The organism is Streptomyces sp. NPDC055506, from assembly GCF_053643595.1.
The window spans coordinates 1-17,768 of record NZ_JBSHKH010000099.1 but is presented as its reverse complement, the minus strand read 5'-3'; the positions used below and the strand labels follow the sequence as shown (position 1 = coordinate 17,768).

13 protein-coding genes and 1 pseudogene are annotated in these 17,768 nt (G+C 71.4%); 6 read left to right on the top strand and 8 right to left on the bottom strand.

From position 1 onward, the window contains the following. Positions 1–4: 4 nt before the first annotated feature. The 7 genes from ACWIF2_RS29515 to ACWIF2_RS29485 form a co-directional block, all read right to left on the bottom strand. Positions 5–1,318, bottom strand: a complete 1,314-nt coding sequence (locus ACWIF2_RS29515; RefSeq protein ID WP_454363807.1) for a M20/M25/M40 family metallo-hydrolase — start codon at positions 1,316–1,318, stop codon at positions 5–7. Beyond that, entirely contained in the window at positions 1,311–2,144 is an 834-nt protein-coding gene (locus tag ACWIF2_RS29510) for a M55 family metallopeptidase (RefSeq protein WP_454363806.1), read from the bottom strand. The genes ACWIF2_RS29515 and ACWIF2_RS29510 overlap by 8 nt, the downstream gene beginning before the upstream one ends. A 71-nt stretch (positions 2,145–2,215) precedes the next feature. After that, the gene (locus tag ACWIF2_RS29505) at positions 2,216–3,313 is read right to left on the bottom strand and encodes a GDSL-type esterase/lipase family protein (protein WP_454363805.1); all 1,098 of its coding nucleotides are present in this window, start codon (positions 3,311–3,313) and stop codon (positions 2,216–2,218) included. A 101-nt stretch (positions 3,314–3,414) separates the two neighbouring features. After that, entirely contained in the window at positions 3,415–4,140 is a 726-nt protein-coding gene (locus ACWIF2_RS29500; RefSeq protein ID WP_454363804.1) for a class I SAM-dependent methyltransferase, read from the bottom strand. Between the two features lie 127 nt (positions 4,141–4,267). Continuing rightward, on the bottom strand, positions 4,268–6,688 hold the full coding sequence (locus ACWIF2_RS29495; RefSeq protein WP_454363803.1) for a SpoIIE family protein phosphatase: 2,421 nt from the start codon (positions 6,686–6,688) through the stop codon (positions 4,268–4,270). Positions 6,689–6,831: 143 nt separating this feature from the next. Continuing rightward, entirely contained in the window at positions 6,832–9,222 is a 2,391-nt protein-coding gene (locus ACWIF2_RS29490; RefSeq protein ID WP_454363802.1) for an MFS transporter, read from the bottom strand. 163 nt (positions 9,223–9,385) lie between these two features. After that, positions 9,386–9,829 carry an SRPBCC family protein gene (locus ACWIF2_RS29485; protein WP_215117577.1) on the bottom strand — a complete coding sequence of 148 codons (444 nt, stop codon included), beginning with the start codon at positions 9,827–9,829 and terminating at the stop codon, positions 9,386–9,388. Positions 9,830–9,999: 170 nt separating this feature from the next. Between ACWIF2_RS29485 and ACWIF2_RS29480 the strand changes: the two genes are divergently transcribed. The 3 genes from ACWIF2_RS29480 (at position 10,000) to ACWIF2_RS29470 (ending at position 13,344) form a co-directional block, all read left to right on the top strand. After that, entirely contained in the window at positions 10,000–11,037 is a 1,038-nt protein-coding gene (locus ACWIF2_RS29480; RefSeq protein WP_454363801.1) for an Rv2578c family radical SAM protein, read from the top strand. A gap of 136 nt (positions 11,038–11,173) precedes the next feature. Further along, entirely contained in the window at positions 11,174–12,751 is a 1,578-nt protein-coding gene (locus ACWIF2_RS29475) for an alpha/beta hydrolase (RefSeq protein ID WP_454363800.1), read from the top strand. Between the two features lie 56 nt (positions 12,752–12,807). Next, entirely contained in the window at positions 12,808–13,344 is a 537-nt protein-coding gene (locus ACWIF2_RS29470; RefSeq protein ID WP_454363799.1) for an N-acetyltransferase family protein, read from the top strand. A 2-nt stretch (positions 13,345–13,346) separates the two neighbouring features. Here the strand turns inward: ACWIF2_RS29470 and ACWIF2_RS29465 are convergent, their stop codons facing one another. Continuing rightward, a complete protein-coding gene (locus ACWIF2_RS29465; protein ID WP_454363798.1) occupies positions 13,347–13,922 on the bottom strand; it encodes an adenylosuccinate lyase in 576 nt (191 codons plus the stop codon). 332 nt (positions 13,923–14,254) lie between these two features. Between ACWIF2_RS29465 and ACWIF2_RS29460 the strand changes: the two genes are divergently transcribed. The 3 genes and pseudogenes from ACWIF2_RS29460 to ACWIF2_RS29450 form a co-directional block, all read left to right on the top strand. Beyond that, entirely contained in the window at positions 14,255–16,060 is a 1,806-nt protein-coding gene (locus ACWIF2_RS29460) for a 3-hydroxyacyl-CoA dehydrogenase family protein (protein WP_454363797.1), read from the top strand. Between the two features lie 97 nt (positions 16,061–16,157). Next, complete coding sequence (locus ACWIF2_RS29455) at positions 16,158–16,979, top strand: TetR family transcriptional regulator (RefSeq protein WP_454363796.1); 822 nt, start codon at positions 16,158–16,160, stop codon at positions 16,977–16,979. A gap of 380 nt (positions 16,980–17,359) precedes the next feature. Further along, positions 17,360–17,768, top strand: a pseudogene (locus ACWIF2_RS29450) (crotonyl-CoA carboxylase/reductase); the annotation flags it as partial.

Genomic DNA, 17,768 nt, shown 5'->3' with positions numbered 1-17,768 from the left:
TCCCCTAGGCCGTCCGCAGGAACCGGTCGAGTACCCGCACACCGAAGTGCAGCGCCTCGACCGGGACCCGTTCGTCGACGCCGTGGAACATGGCCCCGTAGTCGTAGCCCTCCGGCAGCTTCAGCGGTGTGAAGCCGTAGCCGGTGATGCCGAGGCGCGAGAACTGCTTGGCGTCCGTGCCGCCGGACATGCAGTACGGCACGACGTGCCCCTCCGGGGCGAATTCCTCGACGGCGGCCCGCATCCGGGCGAACGTCGCCGAGTCCACGGGCGACTCGAGGGCGACCTCGCGGTGGTGGTACTCCCACTCCACGTCCGGCCCGGTGAGCCGGTCGAGGGTCTCGCGGAACTCGTCCTCGCCGCCGGGCAGATAGCGGCCGTCCACCTGCGCCACGGCCTCCCCGGGGATCACGTTGACCTTGTAACCCGCGTTCAGCATCGTCGGGTTGGCGCTGTTGCGCACGGTCGACTCGACCAGCTTCGCGGCGGGGCCCAGTTTGTCGAGCAGCGCGTCGATGTCCGTCAGATCGCTCTCGATGCCGTAGAGCGCGGCGAGTTCGCTGAGCGCCGCGCGTACGGTCGGGGTCGGCCGCAGCGGCCATTCGTGCTCGCCGATCCGGGTGATCGCGGCCGACAGGCGGGTCACCGCGTTGTCCCGGTTCACCTTGGAGCCGTGCCCGGCGCGTCCGCGCGCGGTGAGCTTCAGCCAGGCGGTGCCGCGTTCCCCGGCCGCGATCGGGTAGATCTGCCGCCCGTTGCCGTCGTGGAAGGTGAAGGCGCCCGACTCGCTGACGCCCTCGGTGCAGCCCTCGAACAGGGCGGCGTGTTCGTCGGCGAGGAACCCCGAGCCGTCCTCGGCGCTGGCCTCCTCGTCCGCGGTGAACGCGATGACGATGTCCCGCCGGGGCCGTACGCCCTGCCGGGCCCAGGCGCGCACCACGGCGAGGATCATCGCGTCCATGTTCTTCATGTCGACGGCGCCGCGCCCCCAGACGACGCCGTCGCGGACCTCCCCGGAGAACGGGTGCACGCTCCAGTCGGCGGCCTCGGCGGGTACGACGTCCAGATGGCCGTGGAGCAGCAGCGCCCCGGCTCCGGGGTCGGTGCCCTCGACGCGGGCGACGACGTTGGTCCGGCCCTTGGCGCGTTCCAGGAGCGTCGGCTCGATCCCGGCCTCGGCGAGCCGCGCGGCGGCGTACTCGGCGGCGGGCCGTTCCTGGCAGTCTCCCCCGCCCCGGTTGGTGGTGTCGATCCGGATCAGGTCGGACGTGAACGTCACGACCTCGTCCAGTGGCTGTTCGTCCACCTGCTCAGCCATACTGCTCCTCCACCGCGGCCGAGACGATCGTGGTGACCGCCTTGAAGGCGCGGATGCCCTCGTACATGGTCTCGCTCGTGTACGCCACCTTTCGCTCCCCGATCCGTTCCACACCCGGCACGACGGTGGCGGCCATCGCCAGGTGCTCCGCGTCGAACTCGACGGCGACGGTGAACGGGCCGCCGCGCACGGGTTCGTGACGCACCGCCAGCGCGGCGGCCTCCTTGGCCGCCGCGCGGATGTCGGCGGCGGTCCGGGCGGGGGTGCGGCACACGGCCGCGTAGCGCGACACATGGTCCTTCACCGCGACCTTCAGCGCCTCGGGCGCGTACCCGAGGGCGTCCTCGCAGGCGACGTCGTCGCCGGTGACCAGCACGACCGGCACCCCGAACTCGGCGACGACATGGGCGTTGAGCAGCCCCTCGCTAGCCCGTACGTCGTTCAGCCACACGCCCGTGATCTGGTTCGCGAGGTAGGTGTGGGCGAGGACGCCCTCCATGCCGGCGCCCGCGTGGTAGCCGACGAACGCGATGCCGTCGACGTCGCCGTGCTGCACGCCCTCCACCATGGACAACGCCTTGTGCCGCCCGGTGAGCAGCTGGGCCCGTTCGTCCAGCTGCTCCAGCAGCAGATTGCGCATGGTGGCGTGCGCCTCGTTGATGATCACCTCGTCGGCGCCGCCGTCGTGGAAGCCGCGCACGGCGGCGTTGACGTCGGAGGTGAACAGCGAGCGGCAGCGCTCCCACTGCGCGGCGCCCGGCACCACGTCGTCCGGCCAGGTGACCCCGGTGGCGCCCTCCATGTCGGCGCTGATGAGGATTCTCATGACGAGCCGTCCCGGATGGAGATCTTCATGGTTCGTCACGTTACGCGCTGCGGGCGGAACCGGCTACGACGTCACCAGCGGATCGGCAGATCGGCGAGGAACAAGGTGAGCCGTTCGGCGAGAAGCCGGTGGTCGTGGGCCGAGTAGTGCCAGTGGCAGCCCGTGTGGTCGAGCCCCGTGTCGTCCAGGCGCCAGTGGCGGACCCGACGGTCGCCGGCGCCGGTGCGCTCCTGGACCACCTGCTCGACATGCCCGGCGAACGGTCCGGCGCCGACGGCCAGAAGGGTGGTCCCGGGGCCGTATCGCGTGCGCAGCTTCTGGAGGAAGCCGCTGTAGGCGCTCCGGTACGCGGCGGCGAGGCTCTCGTCCGTCCAGGGCTCGCCCGGGTTGACCGGGGTCGAGAAGTCGTTGGTGCCGAGATGGACCACCACGAGGCCGGGCCGCCAGGTGCCCGGGTTCTGCCAGACGTCGCCCGGCACGTTCAGCAGCGCGCGGTCGTAGAAGGTGCGGTAGTTCTCCTCCGGCGAGCCTCCGTTGTAGTTGCGCACCATGCCCCGGCCCGAGTAGGCGTTGATCTGGTAATCGGCGCGCAGCCGCCGGGCGGTGAGGGCGCCGTAGCTCACGTCCGCGTTCGTGGTGCGCCTGAGCTGCTCGTCGGTGCAGTCGCGGGAGGCCGAGAGGTTGCCGTAGCCCGCCGTGAGGGAGTCTCCGACGAACTCGATCTGCCGGCTCCGCGCGACCGGCCGGGCCAGCACCGCGCCGCCCGGCGCGGCGACGAAACCGCCGAACGCGCTGGTGCTCCAGGGGGTGTCGTTGCGTTTGACGAGCCGGACGGTGTGCACTCCCTTGCCCAGCCCGTCGACCCAGTGGGTGGTCCTGCCCGGCGTGACGAGGGTCGCGACGGTGGCTCCGTCGACCTGGACGTCGTAGTCGGTGGCCGGGTCGTCGAGCACGATGCCGACGCGGGTGCCCCGGATCCGGCCCTCGAAGTACACGCCGGGCCAGCTGTACTGGAGCACGTCCCCGGCGTCCTTGACCCGCCCGGCGGTGTGGACGCTCGCCGCCGGGGAGGCCTTGTCCGGTGCGGCGGCGGTGGCGACGGCGGACGTGCCGGTCAGCACCATCGCCGCCGCCGAGGCGACGAGCATCCGTAACCAGGGCAGGGTCATGACTGTCCTCCGGAGGACGAGACAGGCGCACGGAACGGGCAGAATGACCGTACACCGACAAAATCGCCCCCACCAGGCCGTGCCGTCCGCTGCCCCTCGGCTCAGGAAACCCGCCCCGCCACCAGCCACCTGGAGGGCAGCTCGATGCGTGTGCCGTCGGGGCGGTACTCGGTGGTCTTCAGGGGCATCTCGCCGCTCGCCAGGACCGTGAGGCCGGCCGAGCGCAGATACTCGGGCACGGCGCCGTCGGCGACCTCGCCGGGTGCGAGGCCGTGCCGGAACACCGGCGCGAGCTTGGGCGGCGGACCGTCCGGACCGCTCGCCAGACCCAGCAGCACCGGCTTGGCCGCCCCGGAGAGCTCCACGAGGAGAGCCCGGCCGCGGTCGCCGACCAGCGTCGCGACCCCGTCCACCAGTGTCTGCCGGTCGTCCGGTTCGCACTGGTGCAGTACGCCCCGCATGTAGACGTTGGTGTCGCCGAGCTCCGCGTGCAGGGCCTGCGTCTCGCTCTTGTCGGCGGCGTCCAGCTGCCGGTACACGGCCTGCCCCGCCGGGTCGGCCCGCCGGGCGTGGTCGAGGGCCGCGGCCGACAGATCGGCGCCCACGACCCGCGGGAAGCGGTCGGCGAGGTAGCGGGTCTGGGTGCCGTTGCCGCAGCCGAGGTCCACCATCGGCAGAGCGGGATCGGCCACATGAGGTTCGAACAGGGCGAGGTGCGGGCCGGCGGTCAGGACCGGCTCGGCGTCCCAGAACACCGCCCCCGGTTCGGCGGACGCGGCACGCCAGAACCCTTCCCACGCCTCCCGGTACCGACTCGTCACGCTCATGCCCAACTCCCCAGGGTGCGAACGAATCCCGCCATCCGGCGGGCGAGTACGGTGTACCGCGCGGCGCGGGCCGCGACAAGCGTCCGGGGTGTTCTTTCACGGCAGTTTCGAGACGGGCCGAGGCGGATCAGCGCCTGGGCAGCGTCAGTTCGAACCACACGGTCTTGCCCGCCTTGGTACGGCTGGTGCCCCACTCGCGGGACAGCGTGCTGACGACGCGCAGCCCGCGCCCGGCATCGTCGAGAGAGCCGCTGCTCAGCAGCGTCGGCAGCTCGTGGTCGTCGTCGTCCACCTCGCACAGCAGGGTGTCGCCGCGGACGAGACGCAGTTCCACGGGGCGTGCGTGGGAGTGCCGTACGGCGTTGGTGACGAGTTCGCTGACCATCAGCTCGGCGGACCCGACCAGCTTCGCAAGGCCCCAGTCGTGCAGTTGCTCGCGGACCACCGCGCGGGCCCGGCCGGCCTCGGCCGGGTCGAGGGCGAGCCGCCACTCGGCGACGTCGTCCGGCTCGATGCCGTTCAGCCGGGCCATCAGCAGCGCCACGTCGTCCTTGCGCCCGCCCTGGATGTTGAGGGCGCGGATGATGGTGTCGCAGGCGTCGTCCATGGACGCGGCGGGGTGGGCGGCGGACTCGCAGAGGGTCGCGAGGCCGACGCCGATGTCCTCGCCCCGCACCTCGACCAGGCCGTCGGTGCACATCACCAGCCGGTCGCCGGGCTCCACACGCATCCGTATCGCCTCGAAGGGCACTCCCCCGACGCCGATCGGCGCTCCCGTGGGCAGGTCCAGCAGTTCGCTGCGCCCGTCGTCGGCCCGGACCAGAACGGGCGGGATGTGCCCGGCGTTGGCGAGGTGCAGCTCGCTCGCGATCGGGTCGTACACGGCGTACAGACAGGTCGCGAGGTAGGTGTCGCCGAGGCGCTGGGCGAGGTCGTCGAGGTTGCGCAGCAGCTGGGCGGGCGGCAGATCGAGTCCGGCCATGGTCTGCACGGCCGTGCGCAACTGGCCCATCATCGCGGCCGAGTTCAGGCCGTGGCCCATCACATCGCCGACGACGAACGCGGTACGCCCGCCGGGCAGCTTCACCGCGTCGAACCAGTCGCCGCCGACCCGCCCGAGCAGGGTGCCCGGCAGATAGCGGGTGGCGATGTCGCAGCCCGCCATACGGGGCGGGATGTGCGGCAGCATGCTGTCCTGGAGCGTCTCGGCGACGTTCTCCTGGAACGTGTACATGCGCGCGTTGTCGAGCACGAGGCCCGCCCGGGCGGCGAGTTCGGCGCCGGTGACGCGGTCCATGTCGTTGAAGACGGGCCGCTCCGGGTGGCGCAGCAGGATCATGAAGCCGAGCACGACATGGCGGGCCTTCAGGGGAACGACCAGCATGGAGCGGCCCGTGATGAGCGGCCGGATGTCGCGCTTCTCGAACTGCGCGGCGATGGCGTGACCCAGCTGTTCGCTGATGCGCGGCACCAGGACGGGTTCTCCGGAGGTCATGCACTGGAAGAACGGGGTGTGCGCGGGGAACGGCATGGCCTCCCCGACCGGGACGACGTCGTCCCAGCGGCCGGGCTCGTCGGTGTGCTCCACGGCGACCCGGTGCCACATGGTGGTCGTGTCGGGCACACCGTCCGGGAACCCCTCGCCGGCGACGACCTGTTCGCGCAGATACGTGCCGGCGACATCGGTGAACCGGGGCACGACAGCCTTGCTGACCTCGATGATCGTGCGGGACAGGTCGAGGGAGGTGCCGATGCGGCCGCTGACCTCGTTGAGGAACTCCAGATGCTCGCGGACGGCCGCGTACTCGAGGTCCTCGCCCTCGTCGCGCAGTTCCTCCGGGACGGGCTCGCCGGCCGCCATGGCCCGCGCGGCACGTTCCCTGCGGGCCTTGCGCTCGGCGCGCCGGGCCACGCCCCAGTCGGGGGTGACGGGCACCCGGTCGTTCTGGCTGAACTCCAGGATGGGATAACCCAGTTCGAGGATCTGCGCGACGATGCGGGCGCTCTCGCCGACGCTCATGCTGGGCAGGATCTCGGGCAGCCGGCGGGCGAGGTCCTCCGACCCGGGGAAATTCGTGTGCAGCGCGAAGCCGGGCGCTATCCGCTCCAGGGCCCCGTCGTCCGCACGCAGCCCTTCGGCGTCGGCGGCCAGCACGAGCAGCCGCTCGGGCCCGGGCGTCACCAGCGGGTAGGCCCACCACAGGATGTCGGCTCGGCCGCCCCCGGCCGCGGTGAGCCGGGCGCGGCCCGCCGCCGGGTAGGAGAGACCGCCGTCGAGGGACGATTCGAGGCCGGGCCCGAGGCCGTCGTAGGCGGCGTACGGGGTGGTGTCCTCCTCCTCGGGCAGGGCGCCCGAGACAGGGAGCAGGTCGAGGGCCGTGCGGCCGATCGCCTCGTCCTTGGGGACGCCGAACAGGCGCCGTGCGCCCCGGCTCCAGTGGGACACGAGGCCGTCGCGGTCGACCACGACGACGGCGAGGGGGACGCGGCCGGGCTCGTCGGGCTCCGTCGCGGTGCCCTGCTCAGCCTTGTCGGTGCCACGGTCCATGGCCCAGGCCCTCTCTCCCCACGGATCCGCGAGTTCTGTGCCGGCGCCACCACCGTAGGCGCCCGCCGGTCGCGATGTGAGGCAATACGGGAATTGCTCGCGCGGGCCTCGCACCGGCGTACGACCCCGCGCGCCGGTGCGCCTCAGTCCTCGTGCCCCAGCTGGAGATCCCGCTCGGTGCGGCCACCTCCGGCCACCTGGAGGACGGTGGCGACGGGCGGGTATCCGGCGGCGATGACGGTGTACTCGCCGGAGGACAGGTCGACGAACCGGAACGTCCCGTCGGGGCCGGTGGTGAGGGTGTCGACGACATTGCCCGCCACGTCCAGCAGGGTCACCCGGGCGTCCTCCACGGGCCGGCCGCCGCCCGCCCGGACGGTGCCGCGCAGGACGGCGCCGCCGGCCAGTTCGATGTCCCGGCGGGTCTCGCGATCGGCCTGGACGGTGACGAGCAGCGCGGCCGGGCGGAAGGCGGGCGCGCCGGCGGCGAGGGTGTACTCCCCTGCGACCAGTTCGGTGATGACGTAGCCCCCTTCCCGGCCGCTGCGGGTGGTGGCCACCACGGCGCCGTGCGCGTTGGTGAGCGTGACGGTGGCGTCCCGCACGGGGGTGCCGTCGGCGGTGACGACACTGCCGACGAGGTTCCCGGCGCCGCCGAGGACGATGTCCAGTTCGACGGGTCGTTCGCCGACCGTCACGGAGACCGCCTGCGGCTGGTGGCCGCCCGCGGCGGCGATCAGCACATAGGCGCCGGGGCCCGGGGTGGCCAGTGTGTAGCGCCCGTCCTCGCCGCTCGCGCCGCGCCCGGTCTGCTGCCCGGTGACGTCGATGAGCGTGAGCGCCGCGCGGGGCACGACGGTCCCGTCGTGGTGCTGCACCGAGCCGCAGACGGGCATTCCGGCCGCCTGCGGTGCGCGGGCCTGCGGGATCGCGGCGTTCCCCGGCGCCGTGTCCGGATCGGTGGCGGAGGCGTAGTGGGACACCAGTGGTTTCTCCTTGAGGAAGAAGGCGATGACCAGTCCGAGGACGAGCACCGGCACCAGGTAGAGGAAGATCCGCGGCATGGCGTCGGCGTACGCCCGGATGTAGCCGTCGCGCAGTGCCGGGGGCAGCGCGTGCACGAGCTGCGGGGTGATGGACTCGGGCTCGGGCAGCCGGTCGCCCGCCTGTGCGGGGAGGCTCAGGGCCAGCGCGTCGGCGAGCCGGCCGGCGAAGAGGGTGCCGAAGACGGCCGCTCCGACGCTGCCGCCGATCTGCCGGAAGTAGTTGTTGGCGCTGGTGGCGGTGCCGAGGTCGGCGGGGCGCACCGAGTTCTGCACGGCGAGGATCAGGACCGGCATCACCATGCCGATGCCGGCTCCGAGGACGGCCATCCAGATGCTGTAGTGCAGCCGGGGTGTGCCGGCGTCGAGGCGGGAGAGCAGCCACATGCCGGCGACGGAGAGGGCGCCGCCCAGGATCGGGTAGGCCTTGTAGCGGCCGGTGTGGCTGATGAGCTGGCCGACGATGAGCGAGGCACCGACGATGCCGCCCGTCATCGGCAGCATGAGCAGGCCCGACTCGGTGGCGGAGGCCCCGTCGACCATCTGCAGCCAGGTCGGCAGATAGCTGGCGGCGCCGAACAGTGCGGCTCCGATCACCAGGCCGACCAGGCCGGTGACGTTGAAGACGGAGTCCTTGAACAGCCTGAGCGGGATGAGGGGTTCGACGGCGAAGCGCTCGACGACGATGAACAGTACGGTCGCCGCGGCCGCTCCGGCGCCGAGGCCGAGGATCATGCGCGAGTCCCAGGTGTACTCGGTGCCGCCCCAACTGGTGAGCAGCACCAGGCAGGTGGAGGCGGCGGTCAGCAGCAGCGCGCCGAGGACGTCCAGCCGGGCCCTGACGGCCGGCTTCGGGAGCTTCAGCGCGACGGCGACGACGGCCAGGGTGAGCAGGCCGAAGGGCACGTTGACGTAGAAGCACCAGCGCCAGGAGAGGTGGTCCGTGAAGTAGCCGCCGAGCAGTGGTCCGGCGACGGAGGCGAGGCCGAACGCGGCACCGATCAGGCCCATGTAGCGGGCGCGCCGCAGGGGCGGAACGATGTCCGCGATGATCGTCTGGACACCGATCATGAGGCCGCCCGCGCCGACGCCCTGGAGGGCGCGGAAGGCGATGAGCTGGTCCATGGTCTGCGCGCGGCCCGCGAGCGCGGAGCCGGCGACGAAGACGACGATGGCGAACTGGAAGACACCCTTGCGGCCCAGCAGATCGCCGAGTTTGCCGTAGATCGGCAGTCCGACGGTGGCGGTGAGCAGGTAGGCGGTGATCGTCCAGGACATCCGGTCCAGGCCGTGCAGCTCGCCGACGATCTTCGGGAGCGCGGTGGCGACGATCATCTGCTCCAGGGCGGCCAGGAGCAGGGCGAGCATGAGTGCGAGGAAGATCAGCCGAACCCGGCGGGGGCTCGGTCCGGCGGCCGGGGCCGGTGGCGCGGCTGGGGTGTCGGGTGGCGCCACCGCCGGTTCGTCCTGCGCCAGAGTGATACCGCCCACCTACCGCTCCCCTCGTCGCGCTGCCACACAATTCCCGCGTAAAAGCGACAACTATGAGCAAGCACGACGAGTTACGGCATGCGACGGGTCCGCCCGGAGATCACCCGAACCGGTGAGGGGGCACAACGGCCCCCGCCGGCTTGGATCTTGAAGGTGGGGGCGGTTACTTCTCGACCTCGGCGGCGAGCTTGGCGAGCATCGCGTCGTAGATCCGGCCGAGGCCCTTGGGGGCGAAGGTCTTCTCGAAGAAGCCGCCGATGCCGCCGGCGCCGGTCCAGGTGGTGGTCACGACGACCCGGGACTTGCCCTCGCCGGCCGGGGTGACCCGCCAGGTGGTGACCATGGAGGAGTTGCGGTCCTTCTCGACCAGCTCGCCGTCGGTGGGCTCGCCGACCTCCAGGAGGCAGTCCCGCACGCGCTTGCTGGTGGCCTGGAGCTTCCAGTGGACGAGGGTGCCCTCACCGTCACCGCCCTCGCGGACCTCGTACTCGCTGAAGTGCTCGGGCAGCAGCTTCTCGCGCGTGCCGCTGTAGTCGGCGAGGGCGTCGAACACCGTCTCCGCGTCCGCCGCGACGATCCGCTCCGTAGTGGCCTCGACCTGCGCCATCAGGTTCCTCCAGGACATGGTTTCTCGGGGGTCGGGGCAAGCCAACCACCCCGCTGCCCGGCCCCCCAAATCGGGGTCCCCGAACCCGGTCGAACACGTTCGTAAAACACCCTCGCACGATCAAGGGAACATGTGTTCTATTCTGTGGGCAGTGCTACCGAGGAGGCGTCATGCGCTGGGAGAACCTCACAACGGACTCCGAACACAGCCGGGCCGACTCCGCGCTGTTCGGCGCGGACGCGGTGACGACCCGCACCATCGACACGCCGGAGTTCTCTGGAATCACCTTCCACGAGATCCGGGCCCGTTCGATCATCAACCGGGTGCCGGCGGTCTCGCGGATGTCGTTCCAGTGGACGGTCAACCCCTATCGCGGCTGCTCGCACGCCTGCGTGTACTGCTTCGCCCGCAAGACGCACAGCTACCTCGACCTCGATACGGGCCTCGGCTTCGACACCCAGATCGTCGTCAAGGTCAACGCGCCCGAGCTGCTGCGCCGGCAGCTCGGCTCGCGGCGCTGGCAGGGCGAGCACATCGCGATGGGCACGAACGTCGACTGCTACCAGCGCGCCGAGGGCCGCTACCGCCTGATGCCGGGCATCATCTCGGCCCTGCGCGATCACGCGAACCCCTTCTCGATCCTGACCAAGGGCACGCTGATCCTGCGCGACCTGGACCTGATCAAGCAGGCCGCGGAGGTGACCGACGTCGGCATATCCGTCTCGGTCGGCTTCACCGACCCCGAGCTGTGGCGCACCGTCGAGCCGGGCACGCCCGCGCCGGAGCGGCGCCTGGACGTCGTACGGACCCTGGGCGAGCACGGCATCGGCTGCGGGGTGCTGATGGCGCCGGTGATCCCGTTCCTGGGCGACCGGCCGGATCAACTGCGGGCCACCGTACGGGCGATAGCGGCCGCCGGCGCCACCTCCGTCACCCCGCTGGTGCTGCACCTGCGACCCGGCGCCCGCGAGTGGTTCATGGCCTGGCTGGCCCGGGAGCATCCGTATCTGGTGGCCCGGTACGAGCGGCTGTACGCGGAGGGCTCCTACGCGCCGAAGTGGTATCAGCGCCGGATCACCCGTCAGGTCCACGAGCTGGCGGAGGAGTACGGCATCGGGCCCACACGCGCGGAGCTGCCGCGCCGGATCCGGACGCCCGAACCGGCCGAGCCGCCTACGTCCGAACCCACCCAACTGTCGCTCATATAGGAGCGTTCGAGCGCATCTCGCGGCCCAATCGGGTCAAGTCTTGACAGAACACGTTCTTCCGGAGCCGCTTGCCGGGACGAATCGGCGATGACCGTGAACTCCGCGGTCCGACGCCTCTCCGCCCGGGAAGGACTCCATGAGAACACGCGCAGCCGTGCTGTGCGGCGCTGCCGTCGTGCTGGCCGGGAGCATTGCGGCCGTGCCCGCCGAGGCGAGCGCACCGCACTCCGCGGGAACCTTTCGCACTGCGAAACCCGCCTGGAAGAAGTGCGGCACCACCGACTATCCGATGCTCCAGTGCGCGTCCCTCAAGGTGCCGCTCGACCACGCGAACCCGCGCGGTCCGCAGATCAGCCTCGCGCTGTCCCGGGTCCCGCACACCGCCGAGCGGTTCCAGGGCCCGCTGCTGGTCAACCCAGGCGGTCCCGGCGGCGACGGCCTGACACTCGCCGGTTTCGTCGCGACGTCGCTGCCCAAGGAGGTCGCGGCCCAGTACGACATCATCGGCTTCGACCCGCGCGGAGTGGGCCAGAGCAGGCCCGCGCTGGACTGCGAGCCCGGCTACTTCGGTCCGGTGCGCCCGGACTCCGTGCCGAGCACGCCCGAGGCCGAGCGGGCCAACCTCGCCCGCGCCAAGTCCTTCGCCGTCGCCTGCGGCGAGAAGTACGGGCATCTGCTGCCGCACATCAACACGGTCAGCGCCGCGCACGACATCGAGGCGATCCGGCGGGCGCTGGGCGCGCGGAAGATCAACTACTTCGGTTACTCGTACGGCACCTACCTGGGCGCGGTCTACGGGCGGCTGTATCCGCAGCACGTCCGGCGTATGGTCCTGGACTCGATCGTCGACTCCACCGACGTCTGGTACACCGCCAACCTCAACCAGGACCACGCCTTCAACGACCGCCACCGCGCCTTCATGGCCTGGGTCGCCAAGCACGACGCGCGGTACCGGCTCGGCACCGATCCGGAGAAGATCGAAGCCACGTGGTACGCGATGCGGGCGGCGCTGGCCAAGAACCCGGCGGGCGGCAGGGTGGGCGCCGCGGAGCTGGAGGACACCTTCGTCCCGGGCTCCTACTACAACGGCTACTGGCCCTATCTGGCGGAGGCGTTCGCGGCCTATGTGAACCGCAAGACCACCGCCCCGCTGGTCGAGGTGTACAAGAACTTCGGCGCGATCGACGCCGCCGACGACAACAGCTACAGCATCTACACCTCCGTGCAGTGCCGGGACGCGTTCTGGCCGCGTGACTGGCACCAGTGGCGCAAGGACAACTGGGCGGCGTACGAGAAGGCGCCGTTCATGACCTGGAACAACGCCTGGTACAACGCACCGTGCGCGTTCTGGCCGACCGACGGGGCGCGTCCGGTGAGCATCGCCAACGGCCAGCTGCCTCCCGCCCTGCTGTTCCAGGCGACGAACGACGCGGCCACTCCCTACGAGGGCGGCGTCGCCGTCCATGACCTGCTGGGGCGCTCCAGCCTGGTGGTCGAGCAGGGCGGCGGCAACCACGGCATCACACTGAGCGGGAACGCCTGCCTGGACAAGTACCTGGCCGCCTATCTGTCCGACGGCACCGTCCCGCGCGGCATCGGCACACGGGACGCGACCTGCGACGCCCTCCCGGAACCCGAGCCGCTGACGTCGAAGACGGCATCGATGTCCGCACGCGGCTCGACACTCCACCGCCTGCTCGGCTTCCGCGGCTGAGCCCCTGACCGTCCGTCGGGGCGGGCTCTGTCAGACCAGTGGTCCACTATGGGCCCATGAGTGAGCTGACGGGGCCTCGGGTCCGGGAGATGGCGTTCGCCGACTGCGACCGGGTCGCGGAGATACGCGTGCGCGGCTGGCAGAGCGCGTACCGCGGGCTGATCCCGCAGTCGTACCTGGACGGCCTGAGCGCCGCCGAGGACGCGGAGCGCCGCCGTACGTACTTCGCGCAGGCCGACGACAGCGTGGTGAACCTGGTCGCCGAGGACGCCGCCGGCGAGCTCGTCGGCTGGGCCTGCCACGGACCGTACCGGGACGGTGAAGTCCGTACGCCGGACGCCGAGTTGTACGCCATCTACGTCCACCCGGAGCATCTGGGACGCGGCGTGGGGCGGGCGCTGCTCGCGGAGTCGGTCGAGCGCTGCTCCCTCGCGGGACACGGCCGGCTGCTCCTGTGGGTCCTCAAGGAGAACGGCCGGGCCCGCCGTTTCTACGAACGGGCCGGCTTCCTCGCGGACGGCGCCGAGGAGCCCTTCGAGGTGGAGGGCGCCACCGTCCCCGAAGTGCGTTACGCGAGACCGCTCCCCCGCTGACCTCACCGCTGCCTGGGAATCCTCCCCAGCGCGCGCACCGCCGCCTCGGCAAGCACGGGATGGGCGAGGGCCTCGTCCAGGACGGGCCTGGCCCGGGCGTCGCCGAGCGTGCCGAGTCCGTCCACACAGGCGAGGGCCACCCGACGGTAGGGGTCGTGCGGCCGCAGCCGCCGCCGCAGGGTGGTGATCAGCGCGGGCACGGCCTCCGGGGCACGCAGCTCGACCAGCAGCCGCACGGGGTGGAGGGCGTAGGCGACACGCAGTTCGTTGGTGGCGAGGGCGGCGGCCGCGCGGGCGGTACGCGGGTCACCGAGCCGGGCGAGAGCGTAGGCGGCGGAGGCGCAGCGGGGCGGGTCACGGTGGTTCAGCAGCAGCACCAGGGCCTCGAAGGCCCGCCGGTCCCCCGCGAGCCCGAGCCGGAACGCGGCCAGCTCCCTCGCCCACAGCTGCTGCCCGGGCTCGGTCAGCACAGCCGCCAGGGCGTCGACGTCATCGGTCGCCACGAGCCGCTCGAACGCGGGCACCGCCCCCGACTCCTGCCGTAAGCGCAGCGTGAGTGATCGCAACTCTTCGTCCATGAGTGAGAGGGTAGGTGGGCCGCGAGCTGCGCGGGACGTACATCACAAAGACGAGGGCTGGCGCGCTCGTTACCCGCCAGTTAAGCTCAGACGAGCGAGTTACCCACTCGTTTTTCCTCGCGGCGGTCTGGTGACGCGGCCGTCGTGAGAGCAGTCGGTTCGGTACCTCAGGTACCGCGGTGCGACTCGGCCCCGGGACAGGGCCGGTCCTCCTATCACCGGGCGTGTGCGCTTGCAGCCCGGCAACACCCGCACTTTCTCACGCACCCGGTGCGCCCCTCGGCGCACCCGGGCGTGTTCCCCGTCGTCACCCTCATTCCTGGAGTCCCGCGATGGCCACTCCCCTTTCCGACCCGTCCCAGTCCCCGCTGCAGACCATCGCCGTCGTCGGCCTCGGCACGATGGGCACCGGCATCGCCGAGGTCCTCGCCAAGGCCGGCCGCGAGGTCGTCGGCATCGACATCAGCGAGGCCCAGGCCGCGAAGTGCGTCGCCGCCCTGGAGGCCTCCACCGCCCGTGGCGTCGAGCGCGAGCGGCTCACCGAGCAGGACCGCACCGACATCCTCGCCCGGGTCCGCACCTCCACCGACCTCCGGGCGGCGGCCGACGCCGACCTGGTCATCGAGGTGGCGCCGGAGTCGTACGAGGTCAAGCAGCAGATCTTCCGGGAGCTGGACGGGATCGTGCGCCCCGGGACGATCCTGGCCACCGGCACCAACGCCCTGTCCGTCACCCGGTTGGCCGCCGACTCCTCCCGTCCGGAGCGGGTGCTGGGCCTGCACTTCTTCAACCCGGCCCCGGCGATGAAGCTGGTCGAGGTCGTCTCCTCGGTGCTGACCGCGCCGGCGGCCGTCACGGCGGTCACCGACCTCGCCCTGGACCTGGGCAAGGAGCCCGTCGCGGTCGGCGACCGCCCGGGGTTCGTCGCCGACGGCCTGCTGTTCGGCTACCTCAACCAGGCCGCCGCGATGTACGAGGCGAAGTACGCCTCCCGCGAGGACATCGACGCCGCGATGCGGCTGGGCTGCGGGCTGCCCATGGGCCCGCTGGCGCTGCTCGACCTCATCGGCGTCGACACCGCGCGCACGGTCCTGGAGGCGATGTACGCCGAGTCCGGCGACCGTCTGCACGCGCCGGCACCGATCCTCGCCCAGCTGAGCGAGGCGGGTCTGACCGGCCGTAAGGCGGGGCGTGGTTTCTACACGTACGACGCGCCTGGCAGCGCGGTCGTCGTGCGGGACGCCCTGACCCCGCTGGAGGGCGGGGGCCTGACCGCGGGCCGGGAGGTCCGCTCGGTCGGTGTCGCGGGCTCGGGCACGATGGCCTCCGGGATCGCCGAGGTCTTCGCCAAGGGCGGGTACGACGTGGTCCTCGCGGCGCGCAGCGAGGAGAAGGCCCAGGCCGCGAAGGCGCGTATCGGCAAGTCCCTGGCCCGCTCGGTCGACAAGGGCCGGCTGACCGCCGAGGCCGCCGCGCAGACCCTGGACCGCATCACGCCGACGGGCACGTACGACGACTTCGCCGACGTCGACCTGGCCGTGGAGGCGGTCGCCGAGGACCTGGAGGTCAAGCGGCAACTGTTCGCCGCGCTGGACAAGGTCTGCAAGCCGGGCGCGGTCCTGGCCACCACCACCTCGTCCCTGCCCGTGGTCGCCTGCGCCCGTGCCACCTCGCGTCCGCAGGACGTGATCGGCATGCACTTCTTCAATCCGGCGCCGGCCATGAAGCTGGTCGAGGTCGTCCGCACGGTGCTGACGGCCGACGACGTCCACGCGACGGTCCGTGAGGTCTGCGGCCGGATCAGGAAGCACGCGGTCGACTGCGGTGACCGGGCCGGCTTCATCGTGAACGCGCTGCTCTTCCCGTACCTGAACAACGCGATCAAGATGGTCGAGGAGCACTACGCGTCCCTCGACGACATCGACGCGGCGATGCGGCTGGGCGGCGGTTACCCGATGGGCCCGTTCGAGCTGCTGGACGTGGTCGGACTGGACGTCTCGCTCGCCATCGAGAAGGTCCTGCACCGCGAGTTCCGCGACCCGGGGCTCGCCCCGGCGCCGCTGCTCGAGCACCTGGTGGCCGCGGGCTGCCTCGGCCGCAAGACCGGCCGTGGCTTCCGCGAATATGCCAAGCGCTGAGGGTCCCGGCGACTGGTTCCGGTCCGGCTCCGAGTGGGGTGGCCTGCTCGGCCCGGACCGGTTCCACGAACCAGGCCATGCGCAGCGAGCTGCGCACATGCAGTACGTTCAGGGCATGCCCCAGCCCGCCAAGTCCTCACGTACACCAGCTACGACCGACGCTCCGGAGAGTGCCGCAGGCTCTCGCGCCGCCGCCCAGCGGCTCAAGATGCGCCGGGAACTGGCGGCTGCCGCGATGGAGCTGTTCGCGACCAAGGGGTACGAGGCGACCACCGTCGACGAGATCGCGGCCCAGGCCGGGGTCGCCCGCCGCACGTTCTTCCGCCACTTCCGCTCCAAGGAAGAGGCGATCTTCCCCGACCACGACGACACCCTGATCCGCGCCGAGGCGGTGCTCAACGCCGCGCCCGCGCACGAGCATCCGCTCGACACGGTGTGCCGCGGCATCAAGGAAGTCATGAAGATGTACGCGGCCCGGCCGGAGATCTCGGTCGCCCGCTACAAGCTGACGCGCGAGGTGCCCACACTGCGCGAGGCGGAGATCGCCTCGGTGGCCCGTTACGAGCGCCTCTTCACCCGCTATCTCCTCGGCCACTTCGACGAGCGCGCGCACGCCGACGACGCCAACGACGACCCGCTGCTGGCGGAGGTCGCCGCGTCCGCCGTGGTCACCGCGCACAACCACGTCCTGCGGCGCTGGCTGCGGGCCGGCGGGCAGGGGGACGTGGAGACGCAGCTGGACCACGCCTTCGCGATCGTGCGCAAGACCTTCGGCACGGGCATCGGGGCCGGGCGCTCCACGGACCCGCAGCCGGCCGCGGCCTCGACCCAGGGCGAGGTGCTGGTGACCGTCGCCCGTACCGACGCCCCGCTGGACGAGGTCATGAGGACGATCGAGCAGGCACTCAAGGAGCGCTGAGCAGCTCGCACCACTGTGATGACGGCCACCCTGCGGGGTGGCCGTTTTGGCATGTCAGGGGCCGTTTTGACATGCACCGCCGAGGCCATTCGATCGATCATCGCTCATTTGTTACGTAAAGATTTCATCTGAGAGCAAGTTCTGGCACTCAGTGCCTTGCGAGGTGACACGCGGTGTCATACGTTGAAGAGGTCCGGGCGACGTCCCAGCAAGCCCACCGCCTGCTCGCCCGGACGCCTGCGTCACAGGCAACCTCCCGCGCCACCAAGCGCTGCCGAACAGCACCACCGCCGAACCGACGGCACACCCTCAACCCTCAGCAGCACCGACGTAACCATCGGCGCCCCTCCCTCAGGGCGCTCACCGCCGGAGGCAACACCGTGACCGTTAAGGACATCCTGGCCGCGATCCAGTCACCCGACTCCGTGTCGGAGGACTTCGCCGCCCTCCCGCTCCCCGAGTCGTACCGCGCAATCACCGTGCACAAGGACGAGACGGAGATGTTCGCGGGCCTCACCACCCGCGACAAGGACCCCCGCAAGTCGATCCACCTGGACGAGGTGCCGCTGCCCGAGCTCGGCCCGGGTGAGGCACTGGTGGCCGTCATGGCCTCGTCGGTCAACTACAACTCGGTGTGGACCTCGATCTTCGAGCCGCTGTCGACGTTCGGCTTCCTGGAGCGCTACGGCCGCACCAGCGAGCTGGCCAAGCGCCACGACCTGCCGTACCACATAATCGGCTCCGACCTCGCGGGCGTCGTCCTGCGCACCGGCCCGGGCGTCAACGCCT

Excerpts from the sequence above, each read along its gene's own strand:
- ACWIF2_RS29515 (WP_454363807.1), bottom strand. The coding sequence starts at position 1,318 with ATGGCTGAGCAGGTGGACGAACAGCCACTGGACGAGGTCGTGACGTTC.
- ACWIF2_RS29495 (WP_454363803.1), bottom strand. The coding sequence starts at position 6,688 with ATGGACCGTGGCACCGACAAGGCTGAGCAGGGCACCGCGACGGAGCCC.
- ACWIF2_RS29485 (WP_215117577.1), bottom strand. The coding sequence starts at position 9,829 with ATGGCGCAGGTCGAGGCCACTACGGAGCGGATCGTCGCGGCGGACGCG.
- ACWIF2_RS29455 (WP_454363796.1), top strand. The coding sequence starts at position 16,158 with ATGCAGTACGTTCAGGGCATGCCCCAGCCCGCCAAGTCCTCACGTACA.
- ACWIF2_RS29460 (WP_454363797.1), top strand. The coding sequence starts at position 14,255 with ATGGCCACTCCCCTTTCCGACCCGTCCCAGTCCCCGCTGCAGACCATC.
- ACWIF2_RS29505 (WP_454363805.1), bottom strand. The coding sequence starts at position 3,313 with ATGACCCTGCCCTGGTTACGGATGCTCGTCGCCTCGGCGGCGGCGATG.
- ACWIF2_RS29500 (WP_454363804.1), bottom strand. The coding sequence starts at position 4,140 with ATGAGCGTGACGAGTCGGTACCGGGAGGCGTGGGAAGGGTTCTGGCGT.
- ACWIF2_RS29480 (WP_454363801.1), top strand. The coding sequence starts at position 10,000 with ATGCGCTGGGAGAACCTCACAACGGACTCCGAACACAGCCGGGCCGAC.
- ACWIF2_RS29510 (WP_454363806.1), bottom strand. The coding sequence starts at position 2,144 with ATGAGAATCCTCATCAGCGCCGACATGGAGGGCGCCACCGGGGTCACC.
- ACWIF2_RS29470 (WP_454363799.1), top strand. The coding sequence starts at position 12,808 with ATGAGTGAGCTGACGGGGCCTCGGGTCCGGGAGATGGCGTTCGCCGAC.
- ACWIF2_RS29465 (WP_454363798.1), bottom strand. The coding sequence starts at position 13,922 with ATGGACGAAGAGTTGCGATCACTCACGCTGCGCTTACGGCAGGAGTCG.
- ACWIF2_RS29475 (WP_454363800.1), top strand. The coding sequence starts at position 11,174 with ATGAGAACACGCGCAGCCGTGCTGTGCGGCGCTGCCGTCGTGCTGGCC.